Source organism: Rathayibacter sp. VKM Ac-2805 (assembly GCF_009834265.1).
Lineage (GTDB): Bacteria > Actinomycetota > Actinomycetes > Actinomycetales > Microbacteriaceae > Rathayibacter.
Window position 1 is genome coordinate 2,682,383 of record NZ_CP047185.1, and the last position, 21,416, is coordinate 2,703,798.

The following is a 21,416-nucleotide window of genomic DNA, read 5'->3' on the forward strand; positions in this document are numbered from 1 at the left end:
ACTCCCCGCCCGGAGGCGGTTCGTGCGGCCGACCGACGGCTGCGAGTGCTGCTTAGACGCGACGACGCTTGGGCGGGCGGCAGCCGTTGTGCGCCTGCGGGGTGACGTCGTTGATCGAGCCGACCTCGAGGCCTGCGGCCTGGAGCGAGCGGATCGCGGTCTCACGACCCGAGCCGGGGCCCTTCACGAAGACGTCCACCTTCTTCATGCCGTGCTCCTGAGCCTGGCGCGCGGCCGACTCGGCGGCGAGCTGGGCGGCGAACGGCGTCGACTTGCGCGAGCCCTTGAAGCCGACTCCACCGGACGAGGCCCAGCTGATGACGGCCCCGGAGGGGTCGGTGATCGAGACGATGGTGTTGTTGAACGTCGACTTGATGTGGGCCTGGCCCACAGCGATGTTCTTCTTCTCCTTGCGGCGCGGCTTGCGCGCGGCCGACTTGGGGGTAGCCAATTCTGTATCTCCTCTAGGTCCGTGTCGCCCGCGTTACTTGCGGCCGGCCTTCTTCTTGCCGGCGACGGTGCGCTTGGGTCCCTTGCGGGTGCGCGCGTTCGTCTTGGTGCGCTGTCCACGGACCGGGAGGCCGCGACGGTGGCGGAGGCCCTCGTACGAGCCGATCTCGACCTTGCGGCGGATGTCGGCGGCGACCTCGCGGCGGAGGTCGCCCTCCACCTTGTAGTTGCCCTCGATGTAGTCGCGGAGCGAGACGAGCTGGTCGTCGCTGAGGTCCTTGACGCGGATGTTGCCGTCGATCCCGGTGTCGCTCAGGGTCTTGAGCGCGCGAGTGCGGCCGACACCGTAGATGTAGGTCAGTGCGACCTCCACGCGCTTCTCGCGCGGGATGTCTACTCCTGCCAGACGTGCCATTGTGGCTTCTCCTGTGAGTGAGTGGAGGTGTGAAGCAGCACCGGTGCCTCGGCCTCCGACCGAAGGTGTCCTCGCCGTCCACCCCGGGGTCGCCGGGGTGCTGCGCGATTTCTGGTGCTGCGGGTGTGTTCAGTTGTGCAGTGGGGGCGGCACGCCGCCCCTGCGCTCCCTCGCGGAAGCAGCGGGACTAGCCCTGGCGCTGCTTGTGGCGGGGGTTGCTGCTGCAGATGACCATCACGTTGCCGTGGCGGCGGATGATCTTGCAGTGGTCGCAGATGCGCTTGACGCTGGGGTTGACCTTCATTGTTCTTGTCCTTGTTTTCGCTGGCGTCGTGCTCCCGGCGGATGCCGGGGCCGTTCCTTACAGGACACGCACGTCGCGAACGTCAGCGGAGCGAACGCCTACTTGTAGCGGTAGACGATCCGGCCGCGGGTCAGGTCGTAGGGGCTCAGCTCCACGATCACCCGGTCCTCGGGGAGGATCCGGATGTAGTGCTGACGCATCTTGCCCGAGATATGGGCGAGAACTTTGTGTCCGTTGGTCAGCTCCACGCGGAACATCGCGTTGGGGAGCGCCTCGACAACCGCACCTTCGATTTCGATGACACCGTCTTTTTTGGCCATAGCCTCACTGTCGTTCGGAAGTAGTGTGTGTACTGGTCGTGCGAATGTTTCCGCGACGAGCCACCACCGGGCGAGAGCCCGGATCGGGGTTCGCGGGCATGCCGGAGCACGCGCAAAACACCAAGGGTCGATACTACGCGAATCGCGGCCGTTCCGCCACCTCGGGCGTGTCGCCCCCTCCTCCGCCTCCGCGCCCGACGCGCGCCCCCTGCCCGGCCCTGCGTCCGCCGCCGCCTAGGCTGGCTCCGTCGAGCCGGAGGGAGAGCACATGGCGCGCACGACGAGGTCCGCGACCGCGAGGCGGAGCTGGTACTCGCACCCGGTGGTGACGATCCTGGCGGCGATCGCGGTCATCGCCCTGGTGCAGACCTTCTTCGTGAAGGTGTACACGGTGCCGACCGGCTCGATGGAGAACACCCTCCAGGGCGGCGGATTCTTCGGCGACCGCATCCTGGTCGACCGCACCCTCGCCCTCCAGGGCGGGCCGGAGGAGGGCCAGATCGTCGTCTTCTCGCGCGACGCCGACTGGGGCGCGAGCGACGAGGCCGGCAGCCCCCTCTCCGAGATCGTGAAGACGTTCGGCGACGTCACCAGCATCGGCCCCTCCCACGAGGAGTTCCTCGTCAAGAGGCTGATCGCCGAGGGGGGCCACACCGTCTCCTGCTGCGACGCCGAGGGGCATGTGCTGGTCGACGGGAAGCCGCTGGACGAGTCCTACGTGTTCGAGGACTTCCCCTTCACCCCCGGGACCCTCGACTGCACGACGAGCCCCGCGTCCCTCCGCTGCTTCGACGAGTACACCGTCCCCGAGGGCTCCCTCTTCGTCCTGGGCGACCACCGGTCGAACTCCAACGACTCGCTCGGCGAGTGCCGCGGCGCCGGCGGGCCGATCGACACGTGCGTGAAGACCGTGCCGATCGACAGGGTCACCGGGCGCGTCTTCGCCGTGGCCTGGCCGCTCACGCGCTGGCGGCTGTTCTAGCGCTCCGCCCGAGCCGCCGCAGACGACGACGAGGTCCCCCGCGGGAAGCAGGGGACCTCGTCGTCGTTCACCGCCGTGCGGCCACGGGACTAGCCGCGGACGACCGCCACGACCCGGTCGAAGAGCGGGTGCTCGGCCGTGAGGCCGGTGACCTCCGCCACGAACTCCTCCGGGGTGAGCGCGGCCAGCTTCTCGTGGAGCTCCACGCTCTGGGGATCCTCGGGCACGTCGAAGCGCAGCGCGGCGCCGATCGCGGCGAGCAGGCCCTCCGGCGTGCGCCCGCGCTCGGCGAGCTCGGCCGCCGGTCCGATGAAGCGCTCGTGCCGCGACAGCTTCCGCAGCGGCTGGCGTCCCACCCGGTCGACCGTGTCGGTCAGGTACGGATTCGCGAAGCGCTTCAGCGTCTTCTCGAGGTAGGCCTGCTGCTCCTCGTCGCTGAAGCCGTGCTTGGCCACGATGAGCGCCTTGGTGTCCTCGAGCGCGGCCTTGACCGCGTCGTGCACCTCGGGCATCGCCAGCGCGTCGGAAAGCTTGTGCGCTCCGGCCGCGAAGCCGGTGTAGGCGGCCGTCGCGTGGCCGGTGTTCACCGTGAAGAGCTTCCGCTCGATGAAGGGCTCGAGGTCGTCGACCCAGGTCGCGCCCGGGATCTCCGGCTCGGTGCCCTCGAACGGAGTGCGGTCGACGACCCACTCGAAGAAGCTCTCCACTGTCACGTCCAGGCCCTGGCCCGGGTCCTGGTTCGGGACGATGCGGTCCACCGCGGTGTCGGCGAAGACGGCGCGGGTGCGCAGGCGCTCCCACTCGTCCGCGCCGAGGTTCGCGGCGACCTCGGTCTGCAGGAGGCGCGTGGCGTTGATCGCGTTCTCGCAGGCCATGACCGCCAGCCGCGGCGCCGACTCGTCGCGGGCGGCGAGGCCCTTCGCGATCACGGGGGCGACGAAGCGCAGGATGTTCGGGCCGACGGCCGTGGTGACGATGTCGGCGGCGGCGATCTCGCGGACGAGCGCCTCCTCGTCGGCGGCCGAGTCGATCGCGCGGAAGCGGTCGACGACGTGCGTGGCCGCCTCCTCCCCCACCTCGTGCACCTCGTAGCTGTCGGCGGCGGCGAGGCGGCCGATCAGCTCGGAGTTGACGTCGGCGAAGACGAGCTCGTAGCCGGCGCCGTGCAGGATCAGGCCGACGAAGCCGCGGCCGATGTTGCCGGCGCCGAAGTGGACGGCGGTGGGCATCAGGAGTTGACCTCGCCCAGCAGGCTGTAGAGCGACTGCGCGTCCGGGGCGTCGAGGAGCTTCTGCACCTCGTCCTCCTCCGAGAAGATGATCGCGATCTTGGAGAGGATCTCGAGGTGCTCGTTGTCGACGCCGGCGATGCCGACGACGAAGCGCACCTCGTTGCCGTCCCAGTCGATCGGCTGCGCGTAGCGCACGAACGAGAGGGCGGAGGAGCGGATCTCGTCCTTCGCGTCGTTGGTGCCGTGCGGGATGGCGAGCAGGTTGCCCATGTAGGTCGAGACGGTCGCCTCGCGGGCGAGCATGGCCTCGTAGTAGGCGGGGGTGACCGCGCCGACGCCGACCAGCATGTCGGCGGCCTCCTTGATGGCGGCCTCCTTCGTGGTGGCGGTGCCGGAGGCGTCGATCTGTCCGATGGTGAGCACGTCGCTCATGGGGTGCGTCCTTCCGTGGAGGTGCTGACAGCGAGGGAACCCGCAGGGGCGAGCGGAGCGTGTCCGCTCTGTCGCACCCTACGGGTTCCCTCCGAATGGTTGGCGTACTACTTGCCGTGCTGCTCCGCGACCAGCGAGACGACCTCGTCGTACTTCGGGCTGTTCATGAAGTTGTCCACGGAGACGTGGATGGCGCCCGGGGTGCGCTGGCGGGCGCGCTCCGTGAGCTCGGCCTGGGTGATGACCAGGTCCACGTCGTCCTCGAGAGCGGCGATCGCCTTGTTGGTGACCGTGACGTCCTCGAAGCCCGCCTTCTTCATCTTGTTCCGCAAAACAGAGGCGCCCATCGCGGACGAGCCCATGCCGGCGTCGCAGGCGAAGACGATGTTCCGGACCTGGGTCGCGGTGGCCGTGGCTCCCGCGGTCGAGGCGCCGGCCGAGTCCTGCGGAGCGTTGGCGCCGCGGGCGTTGATGAGCGAGCCGACGGCGCTCTCCTTGCCCTTGTTCGCCTCGTTGGCGGCGACGGCGGCGGCGAGCTTGTCGTCGCCCTCCTGCTCCGCGGCCAGGTCGCGCTTGCGGCCGGACCGGATGATGACCGAGGCCACCAGGAACGACACGGCGGTCGCGAGGATCACCGAGAGGATGACGCCGAGGAAGCTGTCGTTCGCGGTCTGCAGGAGCACCGCGATGATCGAGCCGGGCGAGGCGGGGGCGCGGAGGCCGGAGTTGAACGCGACGTTCGTCGCGACACCGGTCGCACCGCCGAGGATGACGGCTGCGAGCAGCGCCGGCTTCATCAGCACGTACGGGAAGTAGATCTCGTGGATGCCGCCGATGAAGTGGATGATCGCCGCGCCGGGAGCCGAGGCGCGGGCCGCGCCGACGCCGAAGAACGCGAAGGCCAGGAGCACGCCCATGCCGGGGCCGGGGTTGGCCTCGAGGAGGAAGAGGTAGGACTTGCCCGCCTCCTCCGCCTGCTGCACGCCCAGCGGCGTGAGGATGCCGTGGTTGATGGCGTTGTTCAGGAAGAGGATCTTCGCCGGCTCGATGAAGAGCGAGGTCAGCGGGAGCAGGCCCGCGTTGACCAGGAACTCCACGCCCGCACCGAGGGCGGTCGAGAGACCGACCACGAGCGGCGCGACGCCCGCGAAGGCGAGGAGCGCGAGGAGGAGGCCGAGGATTCCGGCGGAGAAATTGTTGACCAGCATCTCGAAGCCGGGCTTGATCTTGCCGTCCCAGATCGAGTCGACCTTCTTCATGAGCCACGCCGACAGCGGGCCCATGATCATGGCGCCGATGAACATCGGGATGCCGGCGCCGACGATGACGCCCATGGTCGCGATGGTGCCGACCACGCCACCGCGGGCGCCGTAGACCATGCGGCCGCCGGTGTTCGCGATGAGGAGCGGGAGGAGGTAGGTGATCATCGGGGCGACGAGGCCGGTGTTGACCACGTCGGGATCCGTGCTCCAGCCGCCGAACTGCTGGACCCAGGTGGCGTCGATGCCGAGGAGCGGGAGCCATCCGGTCTGGATGAAGAGGGCCGTGATGAAGCCCCAGGCGATGAAGGCCGCGATGTTCGGCATGACCATTCCCGAGAGGAAGGTGCCGAAGCGCTGGACGTGGACGCGCGCTCCACCGCGCGTCGACGTCGCTGACGTCGTTGTCATGTGGTGTGTTCTCCGATTTCTAGGGGCGGGCGGGCGGGACGCTCCTGAGGCGTCCCGGCTCCCGAGTGGCGGGGTGGTGCAGGGGGGGGGGTGGGGCTGGTGATCCGGGATCAGGAGGCGGCGATCGCCTCGGTGACCGCGGAGCGGGCGTCGGCGGCGCTGTCGGCGGCGAGAGCGAGCTCCGCGTACCGCTTGGCGTCGTCGAGGGTGTGCTCGGCCAGCTCGGCGCGGACGTCGGCGAGAGCCGACGGCGACATCGAGAGGGTGGTGGCGCCGAGGCCGACGAGGACCACGGCGAGCAGCGGGTCGGCGGCGGCTTCTCCGCAGATCCCGACGGGCTTGCCCAGCGCCGCTCCCGCGCGGCCGACCTCGCCGACGAGGCGGAGCACGGCCGGGTGCCACGGGTCCTGGAACGCCGAGACCGTGCCGAGCATGCGGTCGGCGGCGAGCGTGTACTGGGTCAGGTCGTTGGTGCCGATCGAGGCGAAGTCCGCGACTCCGAGGATGCGGTCGGCGAGCAGGGCGGAGGAGGGGACCTCCACCATCACTCCGGCGGTGCGGATGCCGAGCTCCCGCGCCATCGAGGTGAAGTAGCGGGTCTCGTCCACGGTCGCGACCATCGGCGCCATGACCCAGAGGTCGGCGTCGGTGGCGGCGTCGGCCTGGGCGAGGGCGGTGAGCTGGTCGCGGAGGATCTGCTCGCTGGCGCGGAGGGCGCGCAGTCCGCGGAGACCGAGGGCCGGGTTCTCCTCGTGGTCGTCGTTGAGGAAGCTCAGCGGCTTGTCGGCGCCGGCGTCGAGCGCGCGGACGACGACCTTGCGGCCGGGGAACGCGGCGAGCAGGCGCGTGTACTGCTCCGCCTGCTCGGCGACCGAGGGCGCCTCCTTCGCGTCGAGGAAGAGGAACTCGGTGCGGAACAGCCCCACTCCCTCGGCGCCGAGCTCGACCGCGTTCGCAGCGCCGTCGGCCGAGCCGAGGTTCGCGAGCAGCGGCACGGCGTGGCCGTCGGCCAGCGCGCCGGGGACGACCGGTGCGGCGAGCATCTCGGCGCGCTCGGCGATCGAGGACTTCGCGGCGCCGATCTCGGCGTCCGAGGGGTTCACCGTCACGACGCCGGAGGTGGCGTCGAGGATGACGAGCTGGCCGTCCCGCAGGTCGAGGGCGCCGGTGGTGCCGACGATGGCGGTGATCGACTTCTCCCGGGCGAGGATCGCCGTGTGCGAGGTCGGTCCACCGTCGCTGGTGATCAGGCCGAGGACCTTCTCGAGGTCGAGCAGCGCCGTGTCGGCCGGAGCGAGGTCGCGGGCGACGAGCACGAACGGCTCGTCCGACTCGGGGACGCCGGGAGCGGCGACGCCGCGCAGGTGCGCCACGACGCGCTGCGAGACGTCGTCGAGGTCGGTCGCGCGCTCGGCCATGTAGCCGCCCATCGCCACGAGCAGGTCGCGGAAGCCGGCGAAGGCCTCGTGCACGGCGCGCTCCGCGGTCTTGCCCCCGGCGATCCGCGCCTTGACGTCGTCCGCGAGGGACGGGTCCTCGGCCATCAGGGCCTGGGCGTCGAGGACGTCCTTCGCCGAGCCGCCGGCCCGCTCGCCTCGGTGGCGGATCGTCGCGGCGGTGGCGGACAGCGACGAGACGGCGCGCTCCTCCTCCTGGGCGACGCTGCGGGTGCTGGCGGTGTCCTCGGGCTCGGGCAGCGGCTCCGGCATGCGCAGGACCGGCCCGAGGGCCAACCCGCGTCCCACTCCGGTGCCCTGGAGCTTGGCGGAGGCGTAGGCGGTCTGAGGAGTGGACAGCGTCATGGGTGCTCGTTCCTGTCGTGCGGAGTGCGGGCGGGAGAAGAGGATGCGGGGGCGGCGGCGTGGGGCCGGCAGAGGGCGGGGCCGGGTCCCGCAGGCGCCTGATGCGACCCGGTGAGGGTCGCCGTCACGCTCCAGGGGCTGCCGCGGCTACCGGCGCCGTGGGCACCGGGGCCGGCCGCCTTGCGTGACGCTCCGCGTCACGCGTCGTGGTCGGTGGTGAGGAAGGTCGCGAGCTCCTCGAGGACGGCCTGCTCGTTGTCGCCCTCGACGCTGACGGTGAGCTCGTCGCCGTGCTCGATGCCGAGCGAGATGATCCCGAGGATCGACGCGGCGTTGACCGGGGTCGCGTCGCCCTTGGCGACGAGGACCTTCTGACCCGACTTCGCCGCGGCCTGGCTGAAGAGCGAGGCGGGGCGGGCGTGGAGGCCCTTCGACGATGCAACCTGCACGGTGCGCTCGACCATGAACGTTTCTCCTTGATCCTGCAGTCGCGACTGCATCAGTGGTGCCCGGAGTCGGGCTCGCCCGGACGGACCGGGCGGGTGGAGGAGTCCCCGTCCGCGCCTGCGACGACCGCGCGAGCGGCGAAGAGGACGGGCAGGGTCTCGAGCACGGCATCGGCACCGTGCGCTCCGAAGACATCGGGCGGGAGGAGGGCGGCCGCGGCTCCCACGAGCTCCGCACGGTGGCGGAGTCCGTCGAACTGCGACTCGAGGTGCGGCCCCACGAGGAGGACGTCGGCCTCGGGGAGGGAGTGGTCGAGACCGGTGAGGGTCTCGGAGCGGAACACGGCATCCATGCCGCGCTCCTTCGCGCCCGCTCGCAGCCGGTGGGCCAGGAACGTGCTCGACGCGCCTGCACCGCAGACGATCAGGATCTTCCGCACCTCGTTCGCCTCCTCGCGTCCGGGTCGTGATTCATCCAAGCATCCCCTCGGAGGGGCGGCACCCTCCAGCAGACAATCTTCCGCGGGGGCGGAAGACGGCCCCTTCCACCGCGGCGCGGGGGCTCCCGGGCGCGTCGCCGGGGTGATTGACTGACGGGACGTACGACTCGCCGCCCGCGTCCTGCGGGCCCACGGCAGGGTCGTGGCGCTCCCGGCGCCCGCCCCGACCGCACGCCTGGAGCCTGATGCCTGACAACCGCGAACGACTGCTGGAGTACCTCTCCCGCGCCGACGGCTGGGTGACGGCGCACGAGCTCGCCGACAGGCTCGGAGTCACCACCCGCAGCGTCCGGAGCTACGTCACCGCGGTGAAGGCGCAGGCCGCCCCGCTGGAGCCGGTCGAGTCCTCCGCGAACGGCTACCGGCTCGCGCGCGAGGCGTACGCGGCCTACCTGGAGGCGCAGCGCAGCCGCGACGTCGAGCCCGACACACCGCGTGACCGGCTGTACAGCATCGTCCGCCGCCTGGTCGACTCCGACGAGGGCCTGGACGTCTTCGCCCTCGCCGACGCGCTGTCGGTGAGCGAGTCGACCGTCGACGCCGATCTGCGCCGGGTGAAGGCCCTCGCCGACGAGGCCGGCCTCGGGCTGGTCCGGCGCGGCCCGTCGGTGCGCCTCGAGGGCAGCGAGGAGGCCCGCCGCCGCCTGATCTCGCGGATGTTCCGCGACGAGAGCGCGCAGGGCGTCTTCACGCTCGACGACGTCCAGCGCGAGTTCGCCTCCCCCGGCCTCGGCGCCTTCAAGACCGAGCTGCTGGCCGAGCTCGAGACCCGCGGCTACTACATCAACGACTACGGCGTGAACAGCGTCCTCCTCCACATCGCGATCGCCGTCGACCGCGTCGCCCGGGGCATCGGGGACCCCTCCGGCTCCCGCCCCTCCCCCGCGATCCACGGCGAGCTCGCGGCCCTGCTGGCGGAGCTCGTGGAGCGGCACTTCGCGACGCGCCTGACCGACGCCGAGCTCGCCCAGCTCGCGATCCTGATGACGACGCGGGTGGCGACGCCCGGGCAGAACGAGCCGGTCGCCGCCGTGGTCGAGAACTACCTCGACCCGGAGGACCTCGCCGTCGTCCGCGAGCTCGTCGCCGACGTCAACCGCGAGTACCTGGTCGACCTCGACGACGAGGGCTTCATCGTCCGCCTCGCCCTGCACGTGCGGAACCTGATCGCCCGGGCCGCCGAGGGCGGTTACTCCCGCAACCCGCTCACCCGCTCGATCAAGACCAGCTACCCGATGACCTACGAGATCGCGGTGTTCCTGGCGAGCGGGCTGCAGCGCCGGCGGGGCATCGTGGTCAACGAGGACGAGATCGCCTACATCGCCCTCCACGTCGGCTCGTTCCTCGAGCGGGTGTCCCGGCGGGAGGAGCGTCTGTCCTGCGTGATCGTCTGCCCCAACTACTACGACCTCGCTCACATGCTCCGCCTGCGCGTCGAGCGCTCGCTCGGCACCGAGGTGGAGGTGCGCTCGCTGATCACGCGGAGCGACGTCGACTGGGACCGGCTCACCGCCGACCTCGTGATCACCACGATCGACGAGCGCCCCGCGTCCGATGACGTCGTGGTCGTGCAGCCGTTCCTCACCGACCACGACGTCGAGACGGTGCGCCGGGCCATCGCCCGCGTCCGCCGGCACCGCCGCCGCGCGCAGATCAAGGACGAGCTGCTGCAGTTCTTCGACGAGGAGCTGTTCTTCCGCAACGTGCACGCGCGCGACGAGGCGGCGATGATCCGGATGCTGGGCGAGCGGATGATCGCCGGCGGCATCATCGACGAGGACTACGTCGACGGCGCCATCGAGCGCGAGCGGATGAGCTCCACGGCGTTCACCGACAACCTCGCGGTCCCGCACGCGATGGCGATGAGCGCCCGCCGCACCTCCATCGCGATCGTCGTGAACGACACCGCGATGGAGTGGGGCGAGCAGCGGGTGAACGTGATCGCGATGATCGCGTTCGCCTCGGCCGGCCGCAGCACCTTCCAGTCGGTGTTCGACCAGTTCGTCGAGGTGTTCGCCGACCGGGCGGAGGTGCAGCGCCTCATCCGGCGCTCCACGGACTTCGGCGGCTTCATCGAGGAGCTGGTGCGGGTGATCGACAGCTGACTGTCCGCTCAGACAGGGATCGAGAGGGTGCTGTCGTCCTCTCGCGCCATCCCGCGCCCTGCGGGCGCCCGCCAGACCCGAGCCAGTCGCGAGAGGACGACAGCACCCTCCCTCCGCATCGGACCGGCCCCACCCCTGCGCGTCGTCGAGTCAGGCGAAGGGCGTCGGCACGATCCCGTAGGGGGCGAGGCCGGCCGCGCCGCCGTCGGCGAGCGTGGTGACCCAGATGCCGTCGTGGTGCACGGCGACGGAGTGCTCCCAGTGGGCGGCCATGCTGCTGTCCTCGGTTGCGACCGTCCACTCGTCCTCGCGGACGAAGGTCTCGGCGCTGCCCGCGGTGACCATCGGCTCGATCGCGACGACGAGTCCCGGCTTCACCTCGGGGCCGCGCTGGCGCACCCGGTAGTTGAAGACCGGCGGAGCCTCGTGCATGGTGCGCCCGATGCCGTGGCCGATGTAGTCGGTGAGGATGCCGTAGACGCGGCCCGAGCGCTCGGCCTCGTCCTCGATGTACTCCTCGATCGCCGCGCCGACCTCGTTGAGGTGTCGGGCGGAGGCGAGGGCGGCGATCCCCCGCCACAGGGATCCCTCGGTCACCCGCGAGAGCTCGGCGCGTGCCGCGACCTCCTCCGGTCGGGAGGGATCGGGCAGGACCACCGTCATCGCGGAGTCGCCGTTCCAGCCGTCGATCTCGGCGCCGCTGTCGATGGAGACCAGGTCGCCCGGCTCGAGCACGCGCCCGCCGGGGATGCCGTGGACCACCTCGTCGTTGACCGAGGCGCAGATCGTGTGCCGGTAGCCCGGGACGAGCTGGAAGTTCGAGTGGCCGCCGAGTGCGACGATCGCCGACTCGGCGATCGCGTCGAGCTCGAGCGTGGTGACGCCCGGGCGGATCGCCGCGCGGACCGCATCGAGCGAGGCGGCCGTGGCGAGGCCCGGAGCGAGCATCGACCGCAGCTGCGCGGGCGTCTTGTAGAGCGAGGAGCGGAACGCCACGGCTCAGGCGGCCGGGGTGTCGAGGCGGCCCACGCGGTGGCCCTCGAGGGCGACGACGATCCGCTCGGTCACCTCGTCGACCGGCCCGAGGCCGTCGACCACGACCACGAGCCCGCGGGCCGCGTAGACGTCGATGAGCGGAGCGGTCTGCTCCTCGTAGAGCGCGAGTCGGCGCCGGATGACGTCCTCGGTGTCGTCGCTGCGCCCCTGCTCGAGCGAGCGCTTGAGAAGGCGGCCGACGACCTCGTCGGGATCGGCCGTCAGCTGGACGACCGCATCGAGCCGGTTGTCGTCCGCTGCGAGGATGCGGTCGAGCTCGTCGACCTGCTCCGTGGTGCGCGGGTAGCCGTCGAGCAGGAACCCGGTCGACGCGTCCGCCTCCTGGAGGCGGTCGTGCACGATCGCGTTGGTCAGCTCGTCCGGCACGTAGCGCCCGTTGTCGAGGTAGGCCTTCGCCTGGAGACCGAGGTCGGTCTCGTTGGCGACGTTCGCGCGGAAGATGTCCCCGGTGGAGATGGCGGGCACCCGGAGGATGTCGCTCAGCCGAGCGGCCTGGGTCCCCTTGCCTGCGCCGGGAGGGCCGATCAGCAGGAGACGGAAGCCGATCGGGTGCGACGTCATCGGAGGAGTCCTTCGTAGTGGCGCTGCTGCAGCTGGGAGTCGATCTGCTTCACCGTCTCCAGGCCGACTCCGACGATGATCAGGATGGACGTGCCGCCGAAGGGGAAGTTCTGGTTCGCACCGACCAGCGCGAGGGCCACGAGGGGCACGAGCGCGATGAGGCCGAGGTAGACCGATCCAGGCAGCGTCACCCGGGTGAGCACGTAGTTGAGGTACTCGGCGGTCGGGCGGCCGGCGCGGATGCCGGGGATGAAGCCGCCGTAGCGCTTCATGTTGTCGGCGACCTCGTCCGGGTTGAAGGTGATCGCGACGTAGAAGTAGGTGAAGCCCACGATCAGGAGGAAGTACAGCGCCATGTAGAGCGGGTGATCGCCCTTGGTGAGGTAGTTCGTGATCCAGGTGACCCAGACCGGGGCCTCCTGGCCAGCGGCGGGCTGGTTGAACTGCGCGATGAGCGCGGGCAGGTACAGCAGCGACGAGGCGAAGATGACGGGCACGACGCCGGCCATGTTGACCTTGATCGGGATGTAGGTGTTGTTGCCGCCGTAGGTGCGGCGGCCGACCATCCGCTTGGCGTACTGCACGGGGATCCGCCGCTGAGACTGCTCCACGAAGACCACGGCGACCACGAGCACGAGGCCCACGCCGAGGACGAGGAGGAAGGTCTCGAAGCCGCGCGACTGCGCGATCGACCACAGGGAGGTGGGGAACTGGGCGGCGATCGAGGTGAAGATCAGCAGCGACATGCCGTTGCCGATGCCGCGCTCGGTGATGAGCTCGCCCATCCACATGATGATCCCGGTGCCCGCGGTCATGGTGATGACCATGAGGAGGATGGAGTACCACTCGTCGGTGATGATGAGCGCCGAGCACTCCGGGACACCGGAGTTGCCGAAGAGGGCGCCCGAGCGGGCGACGGTGATCAGCGTCGTCGACTGGAGGACGCCGAGCGCGATGGTGAGGTACCGCGTGTACTGGGTGAGCTTGCCCTGACCGGACTGCCCCTCCTTGTACAGCGTCTCGAAGTGAGGGATGACCACGCGCAGCAGCTGCACGATGATCGACGCCGTGATGTACGGCATGATCCCGAGCGCGAAGATCGACAGCTGGAGCAGTGCTCCACCGCTGAAGAGGTTCACGAGCTCGTAGAGACCCGAGGTGCCCTGGTTGCCGGCGAGACAGGCCTGCACGGCGCTGAAGTCGACGAACGGAGCAGGGATGAAGGATCCCAGCCGGAAGATCGCCACGATCGCGAGGGTGAAGCCGATCTTGCGGCGGAGGTCGGGGGTGCGGAAGATCCGCGCAACGGCGCCAAACACTACCTAAGGTCTCCTGCTCAATTCTGTGGTGCGGGATACAGGTCGAGCTTGCCACGCGCTCCCGGAGGGAGTCGGCGTGGCAAGCTCGACCGACAAGCTGCTGGTGCTACTTGATGGATCCGCCCGCAGCGACGATCTTCTGCTCGGCAGAGCTGGAGACCTTGTCGACCGCGACGTTCAGCTTAACCGCAATGTCGCCGTCCCCGAGGACTTTGACCTTCTCGTTCTTGCGGACAGCACCCTTGGCGACCAGGTCGCCGATGGTGACGTCGCCGCCCTGGGGGTAGAGCTCCGCGAGAGCGGACAGGTTCACGACCTGGTACTCGACCCGGAACGGGTTCTTGAAGCCGCGGAGCTTCGGGGTGCGCATGTGCAGCGGCATCTGCCCACCCTCGAAGCCGACGCGCACCTGGTAGCGGGCCTTGGTGCCCTTGGTGCCGCGACCGGCGGTCTTTCCCTTGGAGCCCTCACCGCGACCCACGCGGGTCTTGGCCTTCTTGGCTCCGGCAGCGGGGCGGAGGTGGTGGACCTTGAGCACGTGCTCCTTGGTCGCCGGCGCCGCCGCGCCCTTCGTGGTGGTCGCCTGCGCGGGAGTCGTGGACTCCGCGGCGGCGGCCTTCTTCGTCTCAGCCATTAGTCAATCTCCTCGACCTTCACCAGGTGGGCGACGGTCTTCACGTATCCGCGGTTCTGGGCGTTGTCCTCGCGGACGACGCTCTGACCGATCTTCCTGAGGCCGAGCGAGCGCAGCGTGTCGCGCTGGTACTGCTTCTCGCTGACCTTCGACTTGATCTGGGTCACCTTGAGCTGGGCCATCAGGCACCTGCCTTCGCGTTGGACGCGGCGGCGAGGGCGTCGGCCTCGGCACGGACGAGACGTGCCGGCGCGACCTGGTCGAAGTCGAGACCACGACGAGCTGCGACGGCGCGCGGCTCCTCGAGCTGCTTCAGAGCCTCGACGGTCGCGTGGACGATGTTGATGGTGTTCGACGAGCCGAGCGACTTGCTCAGGACGTCGTGGATGCCGGCGCACTCGAGGACGGCGCGGACGGGACCGCCGGCGATGACACCGGTACCCGCGGCGGCGGGGCGCAGGAGCACCACACCGGCGGCGGCCTCACCCTGGACGGGGTGCGGGATGGTCGAGGCGACGCGGGGGACGCGGAAGAAGTTCTTCTTCGCCTCCTCGACGCCCTTGGAGATGGCGGTCGGGACCTCGCGGGCCTTGCCGTAGCCGACGCCCACCAGTCCGTTGCCGTCTCCGACGACCACGAGCGCGGTGAAGCTGAAGCGACGACCGCCCTTGACGACCTTCGACACGCGGTTGATGGTCACGACGCGCTCGAGGAACTGGCTCTTCTCGGCGTCACGGCCACCGCGGTCGCGGCCACCCTGGTTGCGGTCGCGGCCGCCGCGGCGGGGCTCACGAGCCTCCTGCTGCGGCTGCGTGGACGCAGCGGTCTCGACGGGGGCCTCCGACACAGCGGCGACCTCGGGTTCCTTGTTCTCTGCGGCGCTCACAGGTTGAGCCCTGCCTCTCGTGCTCCATCGGCGATCGCGGCGACGCGACCGGCGTACTTGTTGCCTCCGCGGTCGAAGACGACCGCCTCGACACCGGCGTTCTTGGCGCGCTCGGCGACGAGCTCGCCGACCTTGCGGGCCTTGGCGGTCTTGTCGCCGTCGAACACGCGCAGGTCGGCCTCGAGGGTCGACGCCGACGCGAGGGTGCGGCCCTGAGCGTCGTCGACGACCTGCACGAAGACGTGGCGGGCCGAGCGGTTGACGACGAGGCGGGGGCGCTCGGCGGATCCGACGACCTTCTTGCGCAGACGGTCGTGACGACGACCGCGCGCAGCGGACTTGCTCTTTCCTCTGGTTCCGAGTCCCATGATCACTTACCGCTCTTTCCGGCCTTGCGGCGAACGACCTCGCCGGCGTAGCGCACGCCCTTGCCCTTGTAGGGCTCGGGCTTGCGGATCTTACGAATGTTGGCGGCCACCTCACCGACGGCCTGCTTCGAGATGCCGTGCACGGTGAGCTTGTTGTTGCCCTCGACCGTGAACGAGATGCCCGCGGGCGGGGTGACGACGACCGGGTGCGAGAAGCCGAGCGCGAACTCGATGTCCGAGCCCTTCGCCAGCACGCGGTAACCGGTTCCGACGACCTCGAGGCCCTTGGAGTAGCCCTGCGTGACACCGATGATGTCGTTCGCGATGAGCGTGCGGGTGAGGCCGTGGAGCGAGCGCGACTCGCGCTCGTCATCGGGACGCGAGACCAGCACCTGGCCGTTCTCGACGGACACCTGGATGGGGCTGGCGACCGAGACGGTCAGCTCGCCCTTGGGGCCCTTGACGGTCACAGCGGATCCGGCGACGGAGACGTCGACGCCCGCCGGGATCTCGATGGGGAGTCTTCCAATACGCGACATGAGGGTTTACCACACGTAGGCGAGGACTTCCCCACCCACGCCCTTCTTCTCGGCCTGGCGGTCGGTCAGGAGACCGCTCGAGGTGGACAGGATGGCGACGCCGAGGCCGCCGAGCACGGTGGGGATCTCGGCCGACTTCGCGTACACGCGGAGTCCGGGCTTCGAGACCCGCTTGATGCCGGCGATCGAGCGCTCGCGGTTCGGGCCGTACTTGAGGGAGATGGAGAGCGTCGTGCCGACGCGCGCCTCCTCGACCTTCCAGTCGGCGATGTAGCCCTCGGTCTTGAGGATCTCGGCGATGTTCGCCTTGAGCTTCGAGCCCGGGAGGGTGATGGAGTCGTGGTGCGCGGAGTTCGCGTTACGGATTCTGGTCAGCAGATCTGCGACCGGATCAGTCATGGTCATGGCTGATGGTGCCTTTCTCGCCTGGTTTCGGCACCCTTTACAAGAGTGACGACCTGTGGTGTGGGACGGCGCCGACGACGTCGACGCCCATGCGGCCGCGCGAACGCAGGCCAACGAGCCATGCTACATGGCCGAGGTCCTGCGGTCGAGGGCCGATCGTGCACGGGATCCGGGGATCCCGCGTGGCGCCCGCCGCCGGCTCCGGACGGACCGGTCCGGCGGCGGACGCACGACGAGGCCGGAGGGCGGTTCTCACCGTCCCCCGGCCTCGAGGCTTGCTGCTTACGCGTTGTCCGACGACTTGAACGGGAAGCCGAGCTGCTTGAGCAGCGCGCGACCCTCGTCGTCGGTCTTGGCGGTGGTCACGACGGTCACGTCGAAGCCGCGGACGCGGTCGATGCGGTCCTGGTCGATCTCGTGGAAGATCGACTGCTCCGTGATGCCGAAGGTGTAGTTGCCGTTGCCGTCGAACTGGCGGTCCGACAGCCCGCGGAAGTCGCGGATGCGGGGCAGCGCCACCGAGAGCAGGCGGTCCAGGAACTCCCAGGCGCGGTCGCCCCGGAGGGTGACGTGAGCGCCGATGGCCTGACCCTCGCGCAGCTTGAACTGCGCGATGGACTTGCGGGCCTTGGTGACCTGCGGCTTCTGACCGGTGATGGCGGTGAGGTCCTTGACCGCGCCGTCGATGATCTTGCCGTCGCGGGCGGCCTCACCGACACCGGTGTTGACGACGACCTTGACCAGGCCGGGGACCTGGTGGACGTTGCCGAAGCCGAACTGCTCCTTGAGAGCGGGGATGATGTCGGCCTGGTACTTGGCCTTGAGCCGCGGCTGAACCTTCGCAGCCACTGCGGTGGTGTCAGTCATTACAGTTCCTCACCCGACGCCTTCGCGTAGCGCACGCGAACGGTCTTGGTCACGCCGTCCTTGGTGACGGCCACGTTGCGGTGGCCGACCCGGGTCGGCTTCTTGGTCTTCGGGTCGACGAGCGCGACGTTGGAGATGTGGATCGAGGCCTCGACGGTCTCGATGCCGCCCTCCTTCGAGCCGCGCTGCGTCTGGCCGACGCGGACGTGCTTCTTGACGAAGTTCACGCCCTCGACGACGACGCGGTTGCGCTCGACCAGCACCTCGAGGACCTTGCCCTGCTTGCCGCGGTCTCCACCGCGGGCCTGGGTAGCGCCCGAGATGACCTGGACGAGGTCACCCTTCTTGATCTTGGCCATGACTAGATAACCTCCGGTGCCAGCGAGACGATCTTCATGAACTTCTTGTCGCGGAGCTCGCGACCGACCGGTCCGAAGATGCGGGTGCCACGGGGGTCCCCGTCGTTCTTGAGGATGACGGCGGCGTTCTCGTCGAACTTGATGTACGAGCCGTCGGCGCGACGGGTCTGCTTGATGGTGCGGACGATGACGGCCTTGACCACGTCGCCCTTCTTCACGTTGCCACCGGGGATCGCGTCCTTGACGGTGGCGACGATGATGTCACCGAGGCCCGCGTAGCGGCGGCCGGAGCCTCCGAGGACGCGGATGGTGAGGAGCATCTTGGCGCCGGTGTTGTCGGCGACCTTGACTCGGGATTCTTGCTGAAGCATGTGTCTCTCCTGCTAACTCAAGTAGGCCGCGGCCTACTTGGCCTTCTCGAGGATCTCGACCAGGCGCCAGCGCTTGGTGGCGCTGAGGGGACGGGTCTCGCTGATGACGACGGAGTCGCCGATGCCGGCGGAGTTCAGCTCGTCGTGGACCTTGACCTTGGACGTACGGCGGATGACCTTGCCGTACAGCGGGTGCTTCACCCGGTCCTCGACCTCGACGACGATGGTCTTGTCCATCTTGTCGCTGGTGACGTAGCCGCGACGGGTCTTGCGGTATCCGCGAGCGCCCGCCTCCTTCACGTCGTGGGCGGCCGACTCGTGGCCGGCGCTGTCATTGACGGTTGCCATTACTTGGCCTCCTCGTTCGACTCGGTCGCCTCGACCTCGGCCTTGGCGGCCTTCTTGGTCTTGGGCTTCTTCTCCACCTTGGCCGGGGCCTCGACGGGTGCGGGGGTGGCGCGGATGCCCAGCTCGCGCTCACGGATGACCGTGTAGATGCGGGCGATGTCGCGCTTGACGGCACGCAGGCGGCCGTTGGTGTCCAGCTGACCGGTGGCCGACTGGAAGCGGAGGTTGAACAGCTCCTCCTTGGCCTTCTTCAGCTCGGTGACGAGACGCTCGTCCTCGTAGGTGTCGAGCTCGGCGGGGGCGAGCTCCTTGGATCCGATCGCCATTACGCGTCTCCCTCCTCGCGCTTGATGATGCGTGCCTTGAGGGGCAGCTTGTGGATGGCACGGGTCATGGCCTCACGAGCGAGCTGCTCGTCGACGCCGGCGACCTCGAAGAGGACGCGACCCGGCTTGACGTTCGCGACCCACCACTCCGGCGAGCCCTTACCGGAACCCATGCGGGTCTCGGCGGGCTTCTTGGTGAGCGGACGGTCGGGGTAGATGTTGATCCACACCTTTCCGCCGCGCTTGATGTGACGCGTCATCGCGATACGAGCGGACTCGATCTGACGGTTGGTCACGTAGGCGGGGGTGAGGGCCTGGATGCCGAACTCACCGAACGACACCTTGGTGCCACCGGTGGCCTGGCCGGACCGGCCCGGGTGGTGCTGCTTGCGGTGCTTGACTCGACGCGGAATCAACATGGTTATGCCTCAACTCCTGCTGCGACGGGCGCCTCGCTCTGCTGGCGGGGTGCACGGCGCGGACGGTCGCTGCGCTCGGGGCGCGACGACTTGCTGTTCGCCTGCTCGCGGGCGAGCTCCTTGTTGGTGATGTCGCCCTTGTAGATCCAGACCTTCACGCCGATGCGGCCGAAGGTGGTCTTCGCCTCGTAGAAGCCGTAGTCGATGTTCGCGCGGAGGGTGTGCAGCGGCACGCGTCCCTCGCGGTAGAACTCCGAGCGGCTCATCTCGGCGCCGCCGAGGCGGCCGGAGACCTGGATGCGGACGCCCTTGGCGCCGGCGCGCTGAGCACCCTGCAGGCCCTTGCGCATCGCGCGGCGGAAGGCCACGCGGGCGGAGAGCTGCTCGGCGATGCCCTGGGCGACCAGCTGCGCCTCGGCCTCGGGGTTCTTGACCTCGAGGATGTTCAGCTGGATCTGCTTGCCCGTGAGCTTCTCGAGGTCGGCGCGGATGCGCTCGGCCTCGGCGCCGCGGCGGCCGATCACGATGCCCGGGCGGGCGGTGTGGATGTCGACGCGGACGCGGTCACGGGTGCGCTCGATCTCGATGCGGGCGACGCCCGCACGGTCGAGCTGCGTGGCGAGGAGTCGGCGGATCTTGACGTCCTCGGCGAGGTAGTCGCTGTACCGCTGGCCCTTCTTGGTGCTGTCGGAGAACCAGCGCGACACGTGGTCGGTGGTGATTCCCAGACGGAAACCGTAGGGGTTTACTTTCTGACCCATTACTTGGTCCCCTCCTCAGGAGTGGCCAGCACGACGGTGATGTGGCTGGTGCGCTTGTTGATGCGGAAGGCACGACCCTGAGCACGGGGCTGGAATCGCTTGAGGGTGGTTCCCTCATCGACGAAGGCGCGGGACACGATCAGGTCCTGGTCGTCGAGGTACTCGTTCGAGGCATCGGCCTTGACGCGAGCGTTGGCCATCGCCGAGGCGACGAGCTTGTAGACGGGCTCGGACGCACCCTGCGGCGCGAACTTCAGGATGGCCAGTGCCTCCTGAGCCTGCTTCCCGCGGATCAGGTTCACGACACGGCGAGCCTTCTGGGGGGTGACGCGGATGTGTCGCACGCGTGCGATCGACTCCACCATTTCTCTCCTCCTTCTCGTCGCCGCGTCAGCGGCGACGGCCCTTCTTGTCGTCCTTCTCGTGACCGCGGAAGGTCCGAGTGGGGGCGAACTCGCCGAGCTTGTGGCCGACCATGGTCTCGGTCACGAACACGGGGATGTGCTTGCGACCGTCGTGGACCGCGATGGTGTGACCCAGCATCGCCGGGATGATCATCGAACGGCGCGACCAGGTCTTGATGACGTTCTTGTTGCCGGCTTCGTTGGCCGTGAACACCTTGCGGAGCAGGTGGTCGTCAACGAAGGGGCCCTTCTTGAGACTGCGAGGCATCTTCTACAACTCCTACTTGCGCTTCTTACCGGCGGTGCGGCGGCGAACGATGAGCTTGTCGCTCTCCTTGTTGGGGCGACGGGTGCGTCCCTCGGACTGACCCCACGGGCTGACCGGGTGGCGTCCACCGGAGGTCTTGCCCTCTCCACCACCGTGCGGGTGGTCGACCGGGTTCATCGCGACACCGCGGACGGTCGGGCGGACGCCCTTCCAGCGCATGCGGCCGGCCTTGCCCCAGTTGATGTTCGACTGCTCGGCGTTGCCGACCTCGCCGATCGTGGCGCGGCAGCGCGCGTCGACGTTGCGGATCTCGCCCGACGGCAGGCGGAGCTGCGCGTAGGGGCCGTCCTTGGCGACGAGGCGGACCGAGGTGCCGGCCGAGCGGGCGAGCTTGGCGCCGCCTCCCGGCTTGATCTCGATGGCGTGGATGACCGTACCGGTCGGGATGTTGCGCAGCGGCAGGTTGTTGCCGGGCTTGATGTCGGCGCCGGCGCCCGACTCCACGACGTCGCCCTGCGAGAGCTTGTTCGGGGCCAGGATGTAGCGCTTGGTGCCGTCCACGAAGTGGAGCAGCGCGATGCGCGCCGTGCGGTTGGGGTCGTACTCGATGTGAGCGACCTTGGCGTTGACGCCGTCCTTGTCGTTGCGACGGAAGTCGATCAGACGGTACTGGCGCTTGTGGCCACCACCGATGTGACGCGTCGTGATGCGGCCGGAGTTGTTGCGGCCACCGGTCTTGGACAGCGGGCGCAGGAGCGACTTCTCGGGCGTCGAGCGGGTGATCTCGGCGAAGTCGGCAACGCTGGAGCCGCGGCGACCGGGGGTCGTGGGCTTGTACTTACGAATAGCCATTGTCTGTTTCCTCTAC

At 69.3% G+C, this 21,416-nt stretch carries 31 protein-coding genes; 2 read left to right on the forward strand and 29 right to left on the reverse strand.

Features of this window, described 5'->3' with window-relative positions:
- Positions 1-52: 52 nt before the first annotated feature.
- The 4 genes from rpsK to infA form a co-directional block, all read right to left on the reverse strand.
- Positions 53-451 carry a 30S ribosomal protein S11 gene (gene rpsK / locus GSU40_RS12495; RefSeq protein ID WP_055787170.1) on the reverse strand — a complete coding sequence of 133 codons (399 nt, stop codon included), beginning with the start codon at positions 449-451 and terminating at the stop codon, positions 53-55.
- A gap of 33 nt (positions 452-484) precedes the next feature.
- On the reverse strand, positions 485-865 hold the full coding sequence (gene rpsM, locus GSU40_RS12500) for a 30S ribosomal protein S13 (RefSeq protein ID WP_068251511.1): 381 nt from the start codon (positions 863-865) through the stop codon (positions 485-487).
- Between the two features lie 187 nt (positions 866-1,052).
- Positions 1,053-1,169 carry a 50S ribosomal protein L36 gene (gene rpmJ, locus GSU40_RS12505; RefSeq protein ID WP_055787164.1) on the reverse strand — a complete coding sequence of 39 codons (117 nt, stop codon included), beginning with the start codon at positions 1,167-1,169 and terminating at the stop codon, positions 1,053-1,055.
- Between the two features lie 98 nt (positions 1,170-1,267).
- Entirely contained in the window at positions 1,268-1,489 is a 222-nt protein-coding gene (gene infA / locus GSU40_RS12510; RefSeq protein ID WP_022883252.1) for a translation initiation factor IF-1, read from the reverse strand.
- Between the two features lie 268 nt (positions 1,490-1,757).
- Between infA and lepB the strand changes: the two genes are divergently transcribed.
- Complete coding sequence (gene lepB / locus GSU40_RS12515; RefSeq protein WP_104224998.1) at positions 1,758-2,471, forward strand: signal peptidase I; 714 nt, start codon at positions 1,758-1,760, stop codon at positions 2,469-2,471.
- Between the two features lie 89 nt (positions 2,472-2,560).
- Here lepB and GSU40_RS12520 read toward each other — a convergent pair whose 3' ends face one another.
- The 6 genes from GSU40_RS12520 to GSU40_RS12545 all read right to left on the reverse strand — a co-directional run bounded on the left by GSU40_RS12520 (position 2,561) and on the right by GSU40_RS12545 (position 8,531).
- Positions 2,561-3,700: a mannitol-1-phosphate 5-dehydrogenase gene (locus GSU40_RS12520; protein ID WP_104317203.1), complete on the reverse strand. Its 1,140-nt coding sequence runs from the start codon at positions 3,698-3,700 to the stop codon at positions 2,561-2,563.
- Complete coding sequence (locus GSU40_RS12525) at positions 3,700-4,134, reverse strand: PTS sugar transporter subunit IIA (RefSeq protein ID WP_104224996.1); 435 nt, start codon at positions 4,132-4,134, stop codon at positions 3,700-3,702. Before GSU40_RS12525 ends, GSU40_RS12520 begins: the two co-directional genes overlap by 1 nt.
- 107 nt (positions 4,135-4,241) lie before the next feature.
- The gene (locus tag GSU40_RS12530; RefSeq protein WP_104224995.1) at positions 4,242-5,804 is read right to left on the reverse strand and encodes a PTS mannitol transporter subunit IICB; all 1,563 of its coding nucleotides are present in this window, start codon (positions 5,802-5,804) and stop codon (positions 4,242-4,244) included.
- Between the two features lie 110 nt (positions 5,805-5,914).
- The gene (gene ptsP / locus GSU40_RS12535; protein ID WP_104269828.1) at positions 5,915-7,606 is read right to left on the reverse strand and encodes a phosphoenolpyruvate--protein phosphotransferase; all 1,692 of its coding nucleotides are present in this window, start codon (positions 7,604-7,606) and stop codon (positions 5,915-5,917) included.
- 197 nt (positions 7,607-7,803) lie between these two features.
- Entirely contained in the window at positions 7,804-8,070 is a 267-nt protein-coding gene (locus GSU40_RS12540; RefSeq protein ID WP_104224553.1) for an HPr family phosphocarrier protein, read from the reverse strand.
- A gap of 35 nt (positions 8,071-8,105) precedes the next feature.
- On the reverse strand, positions 8,106-8,531 hold the full coding sequence (locus tag GSU40_RS12545; protein ID WP_181065531.1) for a PTS sugar transporter: 426 nt from the start codon (positions 8,529-8,531) through the stop codon (positions 8,106-8,108).
- A 206-nt stretch (positions 8,532-8,737) separates the two neighbouring features.
- On the opposite strand from GSU40_RS12545, the gene GSU40_RS12550 reads away from it, so the two are divergent.
- Positions 8,738-10,657, forward strand: a complete 1,920-nt coding sequence (locus GSU40_RS12550; RefSeq protein WP_104255705.1) for a BglG family transcription antiterminator — start codon at positions 8,738-8,740, stop codon at positions 10,655-10,657.
- 150 nt (positions 10,658-10,807) lie between these two features.
- Here GSU40_RS12550 and map read toward each other — a convergent pair whose 3' ends face one another.
- The 19 genes from map to rplB form a co-directional block, all read right to left on the reverse strand.
- Positions 10,808-11,653 carry a type I methionyl aminopeptidase gene (gene map, locus GSU40_RS12555; RefSeq protein ID WP_104255704.1) on the reverse strand — a complete coding sequence of 282 codons (846 nt, stop codon included), beginning with the start codon at positions 11,651-11,653 and terminating at the stop codon, positions 10,808-10,810.
- 3 nt (positions 11,654-11,656) lie between these two features.
- Positions 11,657-12,274 (reverse strand): adenylate kinase, encoded by a 618-nt coding sequence (locus tag GSU40_RS12560; protein WP_181065530.1) that lies wholly within the window; start codon positions 12,272-12,274, stop codon positions 11,657-11,659.
- On the reverse strand, positions 12,271-13,593 hold the full coding sequence (secY, locus tag GSU40_RS12565) for a preprotein translocase subunit SecY (protein ID WP_104224557.1): 1,323 nt from the start codon (positions 13,591-13,593) through the stop codon (positions 12,271-12,273). Before secY ends, GSU40_RS12560 begins: the two co-directional genes overlap by 4 nt.
- Positions 13,594-13,699: 106 nt before the next feature.
- Positions 13,700-14,227, reverse strand: coding sequence for a 50S ribosomal protein L15 (gene rplO / locus GSU40_RS12570; RefSeq protein ID WP_104226755.1), 528 nt, complete (start codon positions 14,225-14,227; stop codon positions 13,700-13,702).
- Positions 14,227-14,409 carry a 50S ribosomal protein L30 gene (gene rpmD, locus GSU40_RS12575; RefSeq protein WP_181024623.1) on the reverse strand — a complete coding sequence of 61 codons (183 nt, stop codon included), beginning with the start codon at positions 14,407-14,409 and terminating at the stop codon, positions 14,227-14,229. Before rpmD ends, rplO begins: the two co-directional genes overlap by 1 nt.
- Entirely contained in the window at positions 14,409-15,074 is a 666-nt protein-coding gene (gene rpsE / locus GSU40_RS12580) for a 30S ribosomal protein S5 (RefSeq protein ID WP_181027197.1), read from the reverse strand. The genes rpmD and rpsE overlap by 1 nt, the downstream gene beginning before the upstream one ends.
- A 35-nt stretch (positions 15,075-15,109) precedes the next feature.
- Positions 15,110-15,481 carry a 50S ribosomal protein L18 gene (gene rplR, locus GSU40_RS12585; RefSeq protein WP_056037296.1) on the reverse strand — a complete coding sequence of 124 codons (372 nt, stop codon included), beginning with the start codon at positions 15,479-15,481 and terminating at the stop codon, positions 15,110-15,112.
- 2 nt (positions 15,482-15,483) lie between these two features.
- A complete protein-coding gene (gene rplF, locus GSU40_RS12590; RefSeq protein ID WP_104224560.1) occupies positions 15,484-16,020 on the reverse strand; it encodes a 50S ribosomal protein L6 in 537 nt (178 codons plus the stop codon).
- Positions 16,021-16,026: 6 nt separating this feature from the next.
- Complete coding sequence (gene rpsH, locus GSU40_RS12595; protein WP_068209423.1) at positions 16,027-16,425, reverse strand: 30S ribosomal protein S8; 399 nt, start codon at positions 16,423-16,425, stop codon at positions 16,027-16,029.
- Positions 16,426-16,707: 282 nt separating this feature from the next.
- Positions 16,708-17,292, reverse strand: a complete 585-nt coding sequence (gene rplE, locus GSU40_RS12600; protein ID WP_068209425.1) for a 50S ribosomal protein L5 — start codon at positions 17,290-17,292, stop codon at positions 16,708-16,710.
- Positions 17,292-17,651 (reverse strand): 50S ribosomal protein L24, encoded by a 360-nt coding sequence (gene rplX, locus GSU40_RS12605; protein ID WP_104224561.1) that lies wholly within the window; start codon positions 17,649-17,651, stop codon positions 17,292-17,294. Before rplX ends, rplE begins: the two co-directional genes overlap by 1 nt.
- Positions 17,652-17,653: 2 nt before the next feature.
- Positions 17,654-18,022 carry a 50S ribosomal protein L14 gene (gene rplN / locus GSU40_RS12610; RefSeq protein WP_104224562.1) on the reverse strand — a complete coding sequence of 123 codons (369 nt, stop codon included), beginning with the start codon at positions 18,020-18,022 and terminating at the stop codon, positions 17,654-17,656.
- 33 nt (positions 18,023-18,055) lie between these two features.
- Positions 18,056-18,370, reverse strand: a complete 315-nt coding sequence (rpsQ, locus tag GSU40_RS12615) for a 30S ribosomal protein S17 (protein WP_104224563.1) — start codon at positions 18,368-18,370, stop codon at positions 18,056-18,058.
- A complete protein-coding gene (gene rpmC, locus GSU40_RS12620) occupies positions 18,370-18,696 on the reverse strand; it encodes a 50S ribosomal protein L29 (RefSeq protein WP_159939077.1) in 327 nt (108 codons plus the stop codon). Before rpmC ends, rpsQ begins: the two co-directional genes overlap by 1 nt.
- Positions 18,696-19,115: a 50S ribosomal protein L16 gene (gene rplP, locus GSU40_RS12625; protein ID WP_068209436.1), complete on the reverse strand. Its 420-nt coding sequence runs from the start codon at positions 19,113-19,115 to the stop codon at positions 18,696-18,698. Before rplP ends, rpmC begins: the two co-directional genes overlap by 1 nt.
- Positions 19,116-19,117: 2 nt before the next feature.
- The gene (rpsC, locus tag GSU40_RS12630) at positions 19,118-19,876 is read right to left on the reverse strand and encodes a 30S ribosomal protein S3 (RefSeq protein ID WP_068209439.1); all 759 of its coding nucleotides are present in this window, start codon (positions 19,874-19,876) and stop codon (positions 19,118-19,120) included.
- Positions 19,876-20,241, reverse strand: a complete 366-nt coding sequence (rplV, locus tag GSU40_RS12635; protein WP_077221988.1) for a 50S ribosomal protein L22 — start codon at positions 20,239-20,241, stop codon at positions 19,876-19,878. The genes rpsC and rplV overlap by 1 nt, the downstream gene beginning before the upstream one ends.
- Before the next feature lie 25 nt (positions 20,242-20,266).
- Positions 20,267-20,548, reverse strand: coding sequence for a 30S ribosomal protein S19 (rpsS, locus tag GSU40_RS12640; RefSeq protein ID WP_055787078.1), 282 nt, complete (start codon positions 20,546-20,548; stop codon positions 20,267-20,269).
- Between the two features lie 12 nt (positions 20,549-20,560).
- Positions 20,561-21,400: a 50S ribosomal protein L2 gene (gene rplB / locus GSU40_RS12645; protein WP_068251462.1), complete on the reverse strand. Its 840-nt coding sequence runs from the start codon at positions 21,398-21,400 to the stop codon at positions 20,561-20,563.
- Between the last annotated feature and the right edge of the window lie 16 nt (positions 21,401-21,416).